Source organism: Allokutzneria oryzae, assembly GCF_042429765.1.
GTDB classification, from domain to species: Bacteria; Actinomycetota; Actinomycetes; order Mycobacteriales; family Pseudonocardiaceae; genus Allokutzneria; species Allokutzneria oryzae.
On the sequence record NZ_JBHLZU010000010.1, the window covers coordinates 26,652 to 39,194 of the forward strand.

The window sequence follows — 12,543 nt, forward strand, 5'->3', positions numbered from 1 at the left end:
CCGTGGATGTCGCGATCACAGGTGGATACGTCGTGCCCGTCGATGGGGACCCCATCGAGGGCGGAACCGTGCTGGTCCAGGACGGCCGGATCACCGCGGTCGGAGCGGACGCCGACGTGGAGGTGCCCGACGGCATCCCCGTCGTCGACGCCTCCGGCTCGTGGGTGCTGCCCGGCTTCGTCGAGGCCCACGCGCACATGGGTGTGCACGAGGAGGCCGAGGGCTGGGCGGGCCAGGACACGAACGAGATGACCGACCCGGTCGGGGCCAGGATGCGCGCGCTGGACGCCATCAACCCGGCCGACATGGGCTTCGCCGACGCGCTGGTCGGCGGCGTCACCACGGCGGTCGTCAAGCCCGGCTCCGGCAACCCGATCGGCGGCCAGACGGTCGCGCTGAAGTGCTGGGGCCGCACGGTCGACGAGATGCTGATGGTCGAGCCGGTCAGCGTGAAGAGCGCGCTCGGCGAGAACCCGAAGCGGGTCTACGGCGACAAGAAGACGCTGCCGTCGACCCGTCAGGGCGTCGCCGCGGTGATCCGCGACGCGCTGACCAAGGCCCAGGACTACCGCGCCAAGCGGGCGCACGCCGCCGAGGAGAACAAGCCCTTCGACCGGGACACCACGATGGAGGTCCTGGTCCGGGTGCTCGACGGCGAGCTGCCGTGGTGCCAGCACACCCACCGCCTCGACGACATCGCGACGGCGATCCGGCTGGCCGACGAGTTCGGCTACCGGCTGGTGATCAACCACGGCACCGAGGGCCACCTGATCGCCGACGTGCTCGCCGAGCGGGACATCCCGGTGATCATCGGCCCGCTGCTGACCTCGCGGTCCAAGGTGGAGCTGCGCAACCGCTCGCTGCGCAACCCCGGGCTGCTGGCCAAGGCGGGCGTGCGGATCGCGATCACCACCGACCACCCGGTCGTCCCGATCAACTTCCTGGTCCACCAGGCGACGCTGTCGGTCAAGGAGGGCCTCGACCCCGACGTGGCGCTGCGGTCGATCACCACCAACCCGGCGAAGATCCTCGGCCTCGACGACCGGGTCGGCGCGCTCAAGCCCGGACTGGACGGCGACGTGGTGATCTGGTCCGGTGACCCGCTTGACGTGATGAGCCGCGCGTTGCAGGTCTTCATCCAGGGGCGCGAGGTCTACCACTACGACTCCGACCGCGGTGAGGGCGTCGTCGCCGACCCGTTCCGCAGGAGCGCGCCGTGATCGTGGTGGGCGGCGAGGCCCTCGTCGACCTCGTGCCCTCACCGTCCGGGGAGTCCACTGTGGAGGGACTGCCCGCCCTGCTGCCCAGGCTCGGCGGCGGCCCTTACAACGTCGCGGTCGCACTGGGGCGGCTCGGCAGCCGGGTGTCCTTCCTGTCCAGGGTGTCCACCGACTTCTTCGGCGACGCACTCGTCGGAAGGCTCAGCGAGTCCAAAGTGGACACATCGCTGCTTGCGCGTGGCGCCGAGCCGACCACGCTGGCGGTCGTCGGCCTGGCCGAGGACGGCTCCGCGCGCTACTCCTTCCACGTGGAGGGCACCGCCGACCGGCTGGTCGGCGACCCGGGGCCGCTGCCTGCCGAGGTCAGGGCGGTCTCCCTCGGCACGCTCGGCATGGTGCTGGAGCCCGGCGCGTCCGCCTACGAGGCGGTGCTGCGGCGGGAGGCCGGGCTCGGGCGGTTCACCATGCTCGACCCGAACATCCGCTCCGCGCTGATCACCGACCCGGACGCCTACCGGGAGCGGTTCCTGTCGTGGTTGCCGCACGTCGGCCTGCTCAAGCTCTCCGTGGAGGACGCCGCCTGGCTGGCCGACGCCGAGGATCCCTGGCCGGCGATCCGCGAGTGGGTCGCCAAGGGGCCCGCCGGCGTCGTGCTCACCCTCGGCGGGGAAGGCCTGGCGGTGCTCACCGGGCGCGGTGGTCTGGTGCGGGTGCCCGCCCACCGGGTCGAGGTGGTTGACACCATCGGCGCGGGCGACACGGTGCACGCGGCGGTGCTCGGCTGGCTCGACCGCAACGACGCGCTTTCGATGGAATCGGTCCGGGAATTGCCCGACGAATCGTGGCGGAGCGCGCTGGAATTCGCCGCGCGAGCCGCCGCGATCACCTGTTCCAGGGCGGGCGCGGAACCGCCGTGGGCGGATGAGCTGAATTAGCGAATGGACGTATTGCGGGGCCGGGCCGCCGTCCGGCGCGTCCGGCTCCGCTACGTTCCGCAGTCGGCTGGATACGGCAGGTAATCACTTCGGCGGCCGCACCTTTGCTCCGACAGCGGCAAAGTAGCCCAGATGGCTCAATCGTCCCGACACCGTCGGGTAAACCTCCGGTCGAGCGTTCGTCGCGGATTGGTCCGCTCCGTCTGCGCTCGTCACGAGCCCCTGACCGGTACAGATACCGTTCAGTAACCGTAAAGGGAGTGGTGCAAGCCACGAAATGCCGGCCGCCAGACCGTACAAGCGTTATGTGATACCTGTCCCAACTGTGCCGAGGGGGTAAGTCCGTGGCTGCACAACGGGCGGATCGCCTACTAGCTTGGACCCGACAGGACCCCAACGAGGCGGTGCTGCGGGCGGACATCCCGACCGTTCTCCACCCGTCCTCGTCCGAGCGTGAGAGGGACTCGCATGCCCGACGCGACGACCGCGCCTGACCAGGCGGCCACTTCGGCTGAAGCCACAACCGTCGCGCTGCGCCACCCGGGCGGCGAGCACGAGATGGGCCTGGTGCCGGCCAGCGAAGGCTCATCAGGGATCGACCTCGGCAAGCTGCTCGCGAAGACCGGCCTGGTCACCCTGGACACCGGTTTCGTCAACACCGCCTCCTGCTCTTCGGAGATCACCTACATCGACGGTGACGCGGGCATCCTGCGCTACCGCGGGTACCCGATCGAGCAGCTGGCGGAGAAGTCCACCTTCGTCGAGGTCAGCTACCTGCTCATCCACGGCGAGCTGCCGACCAAGGCCCAGCTCGACGACTTCACCACCAAGATCAGCAGGCACACCCTGCTGCACGAGGACCTGAAGCGCTTCTTCGACGGCTTCCCGCGCGACGCGCACCCGATGCCGGTGCTGTCCTCCGCGGTCTCCGCGCTGTCCACCTTCTACCAGGACAGCCTGAACCCGTTCGACGACCAGCAGGTCGAGATGTCGACCATCCGCCTGCTGGCGAAGCTGCCCACCATCGCCGCCTACGCGTACAAGAAGTCCGCGGGCCAGCCGTTCCTCTACCCGGACAACTCCCTCGGGCTGGTGGAGAACTTCCTGCGGATGACCTTTGGTCTGCCCGCCGAGCCCTACGAGGTCGACCCGGCGCTGACCAAGGCGCTCGACCTGCTGTTCATCCTGCACGCCGACCACGAGCAGAACTGCTCGACCTCGACGGTGCGCATGGTCGGCTCCTCGGAGGCCAACCTCTTCGCGAGCATCTCCGCGGGCATCAACGCGCTGTTCGGCCCGCTGCACGGCGGCGCCAACCAGGCCGTGCTGGAGATGCTGGAGAGCATCAAGGCCGACGGCGGCGACGTCGACAAGTTCGTGGAGCGGGTGAAGAACAAGGAGGCGGGCGTCCGCCTGATGGGCTTCGGCCACCGCGTCTACAAGAACTACGACCCGCGCGCGGCGATCATCAAGAAGACCGCGGACGAGGTGCTGCAGAAGCTCGGCGGTGACGACCAGCTGCTGGAGATCGCCAAGCGGCTGGAGGAGAAGGCGCTCGCCGACGAGTACTTCATCTCCCGCAAGCTCTACCCGAACGTGGACTTCTACACCGGCCTGATCTACCGCGCCATGGGCTTCCCGACGCGGATGTTCACGGTGCTGTTCGCCCTGGGCCGCCTCCCCGGCTGGATCGCCCACTGGCGCGAGATGATGAAGGACCCGGCCACCAAGATCGGCCGTCCCCGGCAGATCTACGTCGGCCCCACCGAGCGCGACTTCGTCGAGATCGACAAGCGCTGACCCCGCTTTCCTGACCGCCCCGGCGCACCCGCGCCGGGGCGGTTCCTTGTGGGGCGGGCTGGGTACGGTTCGAGGGTGACTACGTCGATCTTGTGGTTCCGGCGGGACCTGCGGCTCGGGGACCATCCGGCGTTGGCCGAGGCCGGGCGCGCCGCCGACCGCGTGCTGGCGCTCTACGTGCTCGACCCGCGGTTGCTCGGACCGTCCGGGGCGCCGCGGCGGACCTTTCTCTACCGGTGCCTGCGTGAGCTGAACGACCAGTTGGACGGGCGGCTGCTTGTGCTGCGCGGTGATCCCATCGACGTGGTCGCGCGCGTGGTGCGCGAGTTCGGGGCCGACAGCGTCCACGTCTCCGCCGACGCCGGGCCGTACGGGCGCGAGCGGGACGCGTTGGTGGAGAAGGCGATCGACGTCGACTTCGTCCGCACCGGGTCGCCTTACGCGATCACGCCAGGGCGGGTGCTGAAGGGCGACGGGACTCCGTTCAAGGTGTTCACGCCGTTCTACCGTGCGTGGACCGAGCACGGGTGGCGCGGCCCCGCGAGGACTTCGGCGTCCACTGTGGATTGGGTTGATCCGTCGCGAATGGACGGTGTCGCCATTCCCGATGACGAGGACCTCGGCGGGATGGAGATCCCTGCCGCTGGTGAGGATGCCGCACGGAAGGCTTGGCGGGAGTTCCGGAAGGTGCGCGCGGAGTACGCCGAGCACCGCGACCGGCCCGATCTGCCGGGCACCAGCCGGATTTCTCCTTACCTGCGCTGGGGGTGCGTGCACCCGCGCACGTTGCTCGCCGACCTCGGGCCGGACGACGAGGCATATCGGCGGGAGCTGGCGTTCCGGGACTTCTACGCCGACGTGCTGTGGCACCGTCCGGAGAGCGCGCGGAAGAACTACGACCGCAAGTTCGACGCCCTGCCCCACGACAGCGGGGAGAAGGCCGACGAGCTGTTCGAGGCCTGGTGCGCCGGGAAGACCGGGTTCCCCATCGTCGACGCGGGGATGCGGCAGCTGCTCGCCGAAGGGTGGATGCACAACCGGGTGCGGATGATCGTCGCCAGCTTCCTGGCGAAGGACCTGCACCTGTGGTGGCGGCGCGGTGCCACGCACTTCATGCGGTACCTGGTGGACGGAGACCTCGCGTCCAACCAGCACGGGTGGCAGTGGACCGCCGGCTCCGGAACGGACGCGTCGCCGTACTTCCGGGTGTTCAACCCGATCACGCAGGGGGAGAAGTTCGACCCCAACGGCGACTACGTCCGCAGGTACGTCCCGGAGCTGCGCGAGGTCGCGGGGAAGCGCGTGCACCAGCCGTGGAAGCTCGACGGTGGGGTTCCCGCCGGTTACCCGGCGCCGATCGTGGATCACGCCGAGGAACGGCTGGAAGCCTTGCGGCGCTACGACATTGTGAAGGGGACGTAGCAGTGGGGGGGCACCGTTGACGGTGCCCCCCCCACTCCGTTTCAGCTGGCGCGCAGGGCGTCGCGGAGCTTGACGCGGCTGCCGGTGCGCAGGACGGCGTTGCCGAACACGCGGCCCGCCAACCAGATCAGCCCGGCGAGCGCGGCCACCGCGAGCACGATCGAGACGATCACCTGCCATGCGGGCGCGACCCCGAGCGCGGCGCGCGCGGGCATCACGATCGGGGAGAACGGCGGGATGAACGACAGCACTTCGAGCAGCTTGCTCTCCGGGTCGCGCGGGATCGTGATGAACGTCAGCACGAACGGGATGATCGCCGAGAACATCAGCGGCTGGACCACGGCGTTGATGTCCTCCTGGCGGGACACCAGGGAACCCGCCATCGCGAACATCACCGCGTAGAGGAAGAAGCCGAGGAAGTACCACACCACCGCGGACAGCACGGTCATCAGCACCGCGCCCTGCGGCAGCGTCAGCACGCCGAGCTGGATCGCCGCGGTGAGGCCGACCGCGGCGACGATGCCCATCTGGAGCAGGCCGACCAGGCCGATGCCGAGCACCTTGCCCGCCAGCAGCTGCCACGGCCGCACCGAGGACAGCAGCAGTTCGATCACGCGGCTGGACTTCTCCTCGACCACGCCCTGCGCGACCGCCATGCCGAACATCAGCAGGGAGCCGTAGAGCAGGAACGTGATTCCCATGGCCACGCCCAGCCGCTCACCGCGCTCCGGGTCGTCCGGCTCGATGGTGCGCACCTCGAACTTGGCGCCGGCGACGCTGGCGCGCACCGCGTTGGGGTCGAGCCCGGCCTCGGCCAGCTCGGCGTCGAGGGCCTGCTGGCGCACGAGGCTTTCCAGCGCCGCGCGGACCTGGGTGCCGAGGTCCTTCTTCACCAGCACCTGGAGCTGGTCGGTCGCGCCGCTGACCAGGACGTCGATCTCGCCCTCGGTCACCTGGCGCTCACCGGTGGCCACGTCGGGCACGGTGGTCACCGAGACGTCCTCGCCGAGGGACCTCGCCGACGCCTTCAGGGGCTCGGCGAGCACGTTCGCCTGACCGGTCATGCCGACCGTGGTCCGCGACATGCTCTGGCCGACGAAGAACATCACGCCGACGTAGGCGGCGATCACGATGATGATCGCCAGCGTGCCGATCACGAACGCCTTTGACCGCACGCGGGTGTTCAGCTCGCGTCTGGCGACCAGCCAGACGCCGCGCGGGGCGGAAACGGTTGTCTTGCTCATGCCGCGCGCTCCTCGGTGACCACGTTGCGGAACAGTTCGGTCAGGGTCGGCCGGAGCCTGGCGAACTCGTGCACCGGCCCGGTCTCCAGCGCGGCGCGCAGCACCACCTGGTCGTCGGCGCCCTCGGCGAGCTCCAGCACCGTGCGGCCGTCGACGTGGCTGAGCATCGTCACGCCGGGCAGCTGGTCGGCCCAGCCGTAGCCGGCCAGCGGCGCGTGCACCTCCAGACGGATGTTGCCGCTGTCGCGCAGCTCCTCAACGGTGCCGTTGGCGACCATTCGTCCACTTCGGACAATTCCGACGCGGTCGCACAGCCGCTCGACCAGGTCCAGCTGGTGGCTGGAGAAGACCACCGGAACCCCGGAGTCGCACTTGTCCCGCAGCACCTGGCTCATCACGTCCACGGCGACCGGGTCGAGGCCGGAGAACGGCTCGTCGAGCACCAGCACCTCGGGGTCGTGGGCCAGCGCCGCCGCGAGCTGGACCCGCTGCTGGTTGCCGAGGGAGAGCTTCTGCACCTCCTCGTCGCGCCGCGCGGTGAGCCCGAGCCGCTCGGTCCACTCGTCGGCGGCCCTGCGCGCGGCCGCGGTGGTCATGCCGTGCAGCTCGGAGAGGTAGACCAGCTGCTCGACCACCTTCATCTTCGGGTAGAGGCCGCGCTCCTCCGGCATGTAGCCGAAGTGCCGCCTGGTCTCGAAAGTGATCGGCTCGCCGTTCCAGCGGATCTCGCCGGAGTCGGCGGAGAGCACGCCGAGCGCGATCCGCATCGTGGTGGTCTTGCCGGCGCCGTTGCTGCCGACGAAGCCGAACATCTCGCCTGCACGGACCGAGAAGCTCATGTCCTGCAATGCCACGACGGAGCCGTAGCTCTTGGAGATCCGATCGATCTCCAGCACCGCGTCAGACACGGTGTTCTCCCTCCGGTGGGCGGTGGTCCTGGTGCGGAGTCTTTCAACTTTCCACTCGTGAAGACAAAGAAACGCGCGGTTTCCGTGCCTAGCTCACAGATATCCGGTGGCCGTGCCCGCCGCCGCCGTTTACCGTCGTGCTGTGGAGCCGCTGAGCCAGGCCGAGATCCGGTCATCCTTCGTGAACTGTTCCAAGGGTGAGGCCAAAGGCGTGACTCTGCCCGCCAGGGTGGAGACAATCCCCTGGGCGGACATCGACTTCCTCGGCTGGCGCGACCCGAAGGCGACCGGCAGGGGCTACCTGGTGCTGCGGCACGAGGGCGCCGCGGTCGGCCTCTCGTTGCGCGCGACGACCCCGCCGAGGAGCAGGCTGCGCTCGTCGCTGTGCAACTTCTGCATGACCGCCCATGCGGCAGCCGACATCGCGCTGTTCTCCGCACGGCGCGCCGGGGCCGCCGGGAAGGCGGGCAACACGCTCGGCGTCTACCTCTGCGCGGACCTCGCATGCTGCCTCTACGTGAGGCGCAAGCTCGTTCCTGAGGTGCCGCAGCCCAGCGAGACGCTCTCCGTAGAGGAGCGCGTCGCCCGGATGGAGCTCAACCTGCACCGCTTCGTCGCGGACGTGCTCAGCGCGCCCTAGACGCCTTCCAATGCCCTGCGCACCAGGGACTCCACGCCGTCCTTCGCGGCGGCCCGGTCGGCGGGGACCAGGCCGACACGGGTGCGGCGGTCGAGCACGTCGTCGGCGTTGAGCGCACCCTCGTGCCGCACCGACCACACCACCTCGGCGGCGCTGACCCCGGCCGCCACCTCCTCGGCCAGCTCCCCGTCGAACTCGGTGAGCGCGTTGATCCGGGGCGCCTCCGCGCCGTACCGGGCGACGAGCGTCGCCGGTGCATCCACAATGGACAAGTAGGCCGCCGGTGCGGAACCGACGAGCGGTATCCGGGTCGTCCGCGACTCGCCGCAGTGCAGATCTCGTTGCCGCGCAACGGCGTCCACCGCGTCCGCGGCCATCCTCCGGTAGGTCGTCAGCTTGCCGCCCACGACCGTCACCACACCGTCCCGCGAGGTGAGCACGGCGTGCTTGCGGGAGATGTCGGCGGTCTTGGCGTCGGCGGAGTCGATCAGCGGCCGCATCCCGGCGAAGGAGCCGATCACGTGCTCACGGCCGATCGGCCGCTCCAGCACCGACGAGGCGACACCGAGCAGGAAGTCCACATCGGACTCGGGCACCTCCGGCACGTCGGGCACGGGGGAGGACACCGGCTCGTCGGTGAGCCCGAGGTAGACCCGCCCATCGGCCTGCGGCAGCACCAGTACGTACCGGTTGCGCTCGCCGGGGACCGGCACGGTCAACGCGGTCCCGGTGATGCCGAGGTCAGCGGCGGAGAGCACGAGGTGCGAACCCCGTGAAGGCCGCAGCCGCACACCGTCGACAACCTGGTCGGCCCACACCCCAGCGGCGTTGACCACCGCCTTGGCGCGGATGTCGAAGGACGCTCCGGTCAGCTCGTCGCGCACCTGCGCGCCGTCACCGGTCACGCTCACCGCGCGGACCCTGGTCAGGATGCGTGCGCCGAACCCCGCCGCCGTCCGCGCCAGTGTCACGACGAGGCGGGCGTCGTCGACGAGCTGACCGTCGAAGGACAGCAGGCCACCGCGCAGCCCCGCCCGCCGCAGGCCGGGAGCAAGCGCCACTGCCTCGGCGATGGGAACGCGGCGTGGTCCCGGCAGCACGGAGCTCGGTGTGCGGGCAGCTCTCCGTAGTGCGTCGCCTGCGAGGAGTCCGGCGTGCAACACCGACTCGGAGGCGCGGGAAATCCCGCCGCCGGAACGAGTTCTGGCGTGCAGCGGGATCAGCTGGGGAAGCGCGCGCACCAGGTGCGGAGCCGTCCGCGTCATCAGCAGCCCGCGCTCCACAGCGCTTTCGTGGGCGAGGCCGACCTCTCCGTGCGCCAGGTAGCGCAAGCCGCCGTGCACGAGCTTGCTCGACCAGCGGGACGTGCCGAACGCGAGGTCGTGCGCCTCGACGAGCGCGACGGAGAGCCCCCGGGACGCGGCGTCGAGAGCGGTCCCGGCTCCGGTCACCCCGCCGCCGATCACGAGCACGTCCACGACCTCTCCGCCCGCGAGCGCTTCGAGCTCCTTGGCGCGTCGCCCGGCGTTGAGGGAGGTGGCTCGCAACGAGCCCGAGGGAAGTGGGGTCGCGGTCATGGGCTGACCTCCGGTGAGAGCGAAGCATCGAGTGTGTGCGCCAGCTCGGCGAACAGGGCCTCCTCGGCGAGGTCCGAGGTGGCCGGGCGCAGCGAGAGCACCACGCCCTGGGCGATCAGCATCAGCATCCGGACCTGCGCCGCCGCGTCGCCCGGCCGGATCGAGTCGTCGGCGTGCCCGGCAAGCACCTGCTCGTGCAAGAACTGCTCGGCGATCCGCTGCGTGCTGCCCAACCGCTCGAACACGTAGGGGATGAGCAGCTGCGGATCGACTTCGAGGACAGTGCGCAGCAGCGGGTTGGCGCTGAGCAGCCGCACCCCTTCGACCACGCACTCCACCAACCGCCGTCGCGTGGTTCCTCGGCCGTTCCCCCGAACGGCGACCTCGCCGAGCAGGGTGCCGAACTCCCTGGTCATGAGGGCTGCCAGCAAGGTCGTCACGTCGGGGAAGCGGCGGTAGAGCGTCATCCGGCTGACCCCCGCCCGCCGAGCCACCTCGCTCAGCGTGGTGCGGCGGACGCCCGTCGCCAGGACGCAGTCGCGGGCCGCGTCCAGCACCGTGGCGTCGTGGACTCGGTTCGCCGGAACCCTGTGACACTCGGAGGTCATGTGTAACACTGTAGCCGTGACCCAGCGCATCGACCACACCCTTCGCGGGAGCTGGACCTCGGCCCCCGCCTCCGAAGCGCACCTGCCGCCGCACGCGCTGCGTTGGTTGCGCGCCCGCACCGGCCTCGGTGCCGCGATCACGCCGGAGGCTCCCGGCTCCGTGCTCGCGGTGTCGGACTCGCGGCTCGCGCCGGACGCGCGGACGGCGCTCGCCGAGGTCGTCGGCGACGCACAGGTGCTGGTCGATCGCGAAGCTCGCCTCGGGCGTGCGGGTGGTCTGTCCTATGTGGACCTGATGCGCCGCCGCGGAGCCGGAGAGCTCGCGATCCCGGATGCCGTTGTGCTGCCCGCAGATCCCGAGCAGGTGCAGCGGGTGCTCGAAACCTGTGTGGAGCACGACGTCGCAGTGGTGCCCTTCGGCGGTGGGACCTCGGTTGTCGGCGGCGTGAACGCGTTGCGCGGCACCAAGTCCGCCGTGATCGCGCTCGACCTGGTCCGGCTCGACCAGCTCGTGTCGGTTGACCCGGTATCGCGCACAGCCGTGTTCCGCGCCGGAGTTCGCGCGCCCGACGCCGAGCGGTTGCTCGCCGCGCACGGTGTGACCCTCGGCCACTTCCCGCAGTCCTTCGAGCGCGCGACCCTCGGCGGCTTCGCCGTGACGCGGTCCTCCGGCCAGGCTTCAGCCGGGTACGGGCGTTTCGAGGAGATGGTTGTCGGCGTACGGATGGCCACGCCGCAAGGGGAGATGCGGCTCGGCGGCGTCCCGGCATCGGCCGCGGGGCCGGATCTGAAGCGGTTGGTCATCGGCAGTGAGGGACTGTTCGGTGTTGTCACTGAGTTGACCTTGAGGGTGCGACCGGTTCCCCGCGTCAAGCACTACGAGGGGTTCGTCCTCGACGGTTGGGAGCGAGGAGCGGACGCGGTTCGCGCGCTGGCGCAGAGCAGGACGCTCGCCGACATCACCAGGCTGTCCGATGTGGACGAAACCGAGGTGTCGTTCGAGCTCTCCGGCGGCTGGAAGGTCAAGGGGCTCAAGGCGTACCTGCGTGCTCGTGGGATCTCGCAGCCCTGCATGCTGATCCTCGGGTGGGAGGTCGGTTCGCCGCGCGAGCTGGCTACTCGCCGCGCTGCCGCCCTGCACAAGCTGCGGCGGTTCCGCCCGGTCGGACTCGGTCGTGCTCTTGGCGAGACGTGGCGCAAGGGGCGCTTCGGTGGCCCTCGTCAGCGGGATGTGCTGCTCGACGTGGGCGTGTGCGTCGAGACGCTGGAGACGGCGGCGACCTGGTCCAACCTGACGGCGCTCCGCACCGCTGTGAAGGGAGCGCTCGTCGATTCCCTTGGTACGGCTGGGAGTCGTCCCGTGGTCATGTGCCACATCTCCCACGCCTATGAGACCGGGGCGTCGCTGTACTTCACGACGCTGGCGCCACGCTCCGCCGAGGACCCGCTCGGCCAGTGGCAGCGTGCCAAGGTCGCGGCGTGCGAGGCGATCGTCGGCCACAGCGGCACGATCAGCCACCACCACGCGGTCGGTGTGGACCACGCGCCCTGGCTCGGGGCGGAGATCGGTGATCTGGGACTTGAGGTGCTGCGCGCGGTGAAACAGCGGCTCGACCCGACCGGCGTGCTCAACCCGGGGAAACTGGTCGGCGACGCAGAACCGCGCCCGTGAGCACCGCGGCGACCACGCCGCCCAACGCGTTGGCGAGGTAGTCGGCGGTCGAGCACACGCGACCGGGGATCTGGCTCTGCGTGATCTCGATCAGGCCCGGGAGCGCGAGCGCCAGCAGCGCGCCGTACGAGGTGCGCCTCGTGGCGAGCACGACCGCGACCACCACCGGCGCGAGCATGAGGATGTTCAGCGAGTTCTCCAGGTCGCCTGCGAGCTGGGCGATCGCGTGCCGCAACGTGTAAGGGCGCAGCGGCAGGCATTCCAGCAACGTCGGCGGTCGACGTTGGAGGCCGGGGCCGAACGTGAGGGCCAGCGTCGAGCTGAGCAGCAGCAACGACGTCAGCGTCCACCCGGCGTGCCAGCCGGTGCGCGCGACGAGCGGGCGCCAGAGCAGCAGGCTCACCGCGCCGCCGAGTAAGAGACCCAGCCCGGTCCACCAGGAGATCGGGACATAAACCTGGAACAGGTACACGTGATCCATGGTGCCCCTCGGCAGGTAGCGGGATAGTGTGGCCTG

Annotated in this window: 11 protein-coding genes; 6 read left to right on the plus strand and 5 right to left on the minus strand. The window is 70.1% G+C overall.

What is annotated here, in order from left to right; translation table 11 throughout:
• Positions 1–2 precede the first annotated feature (2 nt).
• From ACFFQA_RS11320 to ACFFQA_RS11335, 4 genes are all read left to right on the plus strand, one after another.
• Positions 3–1,220, plus strand: a complete 1,218-nt coding sequence (locus ACFFQA_RS11320) for an amidohydrolase (RefSeq protein WP_377851728.1) — start codon at positions 3–5, stop codon at positions 1,218–1,220.
• A complete protein-coding gene (locus ACFFQA_RS11325; protein ID WP_377851729.1) occupies positions 1,217–2,155 on the plus strand; it encodes a carbohydrate kinase family protein in 939 nt (312 codons plus the stop codon). The genes ACFFQA_RS11320 and ACFFQA_RS11325 overlap by 4 nt, the downstream gene beginning before the upstream one ends.
• Before the next feature lie 468 nt (positions 2,156–2,623).
• Complete coding sequence (locus ACFFQA_RS11330) at positions 2,624–3,955, plus strand: citrate synthase (protein WP_377851730.1); 1,332 nt, start codon at positions 2,624–2,626, stop codon at positions 3,953–3,955.
• A 75-nt stretch (positions 3,956–4,030) separates the two neighbouring features.
• Entirely contained in the window at positions 4,031–5,377 is a 1,347-nt protein-coding gene (locus ACFFQA_RS11335) for a cryptochrome/photolyase family protein (RefSeq protein ID WP_377851731.1), read from the plus strand.
• 41 nt (positions 5,378–5,418) lie between these two features.
• On the opposite strand, the gene ACFFQA_RS11340 is transcribed toward ACFFQA_RS11335, so the two are convergent.
• The gene (locus ACFFQA_RS11340; RefSeq protein WP_377851732.1) at positions 5,419–6,621 is read right to left on the minus strand and encodes an ABC transporter permease; all 1,203 of its coding nucleotides are present in this window, start codon (positions 6,619–6,621) and stop codon (positions 5,419–5,421) included.
• Positions 6,618–7,529 carry an ABC transporter ATP-binding protein gene (locus tag ACFFQA_RS11345; protein ID WP_377851733.1) on the minus strand — a complete coding sequence of 304 codons (912 nt, stop codon included), beginning with the start codon at positions 7,527–7,529 and terminating at the stop codon, positions 6,618–6,620. Before ACFFQA_RS11345 ends, ACFFQA_RS11340 begins: the two co-directional genes overlap by 4 nt.
• 142 nt (positions 7,530–7,671) lie before the next feature.
• On the opposite strand from ACFFQA_RS11345, the gene ACFFQA_RS11350 reads away from it, so the two are divergent.
• Positions 7,672–8,169 (plus strand): FBP domain-containing protein, encoded by a 498-nt coding sequence (locus tag ACFFQA_RS11350; RefSeq protein WP_377851734.1) that lies wholly within the window; start codon positions 7,672–7,674, stop codon positions 8,167–8,169.
• Here ACFFQA_RS11350 and ACFFQA_RS11355 read toward each other — a convergent pair.
• Both ACFFQA_RS11355 and ACFFQA_RS11360 read right to left on the minus strand, forming a co-directional pair.
• Positions 8,166–9,746, minus strand: a complete 1,581-nt coding sequence (locus tag ACFFQA_RS11355) for a glycerol-3-phosphate dehydrogenase/oxidase (protein ID WP_377851735.1) — start codon at positions 9,744–9,746, stop codon at positions 8,166–8,168. The genes ACFFQA_RS11350 and ACFFQA_RS11355 overlap by 4 nt on opposite strands.
• Positions 9,743–10,354, minus strand: coding sequence for a TetR/AcrR family transcriptional regulator (locus ACFFQA_RS11360; protein ID WP_377851736.1), 612 nt, complete (start codon positions 10,352–10,354; stop codon positions 9,743–9,745). Before ACFFQA_RS11360 ends, ACFFQA_RS11355 begins: the two co-directional genes overlap by 4 nt.
• A 16-nt stretch (positions 10,355–10,370) precedes the next feature.
• Here ACFFQA_RS11360 and ACFFQA_RS11365 point away from each other — a divergent pair, with 16 nt between their 5' ends.
• Complete coding sequence (locus ACFFQA_RS11365) at positions 10,371–12,026, plus strand: FAD-binding oxidoreductase (RefSeq protein ID WP_377851737.1); 1,656 nt, start codon at positions 10,371–10,373, stop codon at positions 12,024–12,026.
• Here the strand turns inward: ACFFQA_RS11365 and ACFFQA_RS11370 are convergent.
• On the minus strand, positions 11,983–12,507 hold the full coding sequence (locus ACFFQA_RS11370) for a VanZ family protein (protein WP_377851738.1): 525 nt from the start codon (positions 12,505–12,507) through the stop codon (positions 11,983–11,985). The two genes, ACFFQA_RS11365 and ACFFQA_RS11370, sit on opposite strands and share 44 nt — an antisense overlap.
• Between the last annotated feature and the right edge of the window lie 36 nt (positions 12,508–12,543).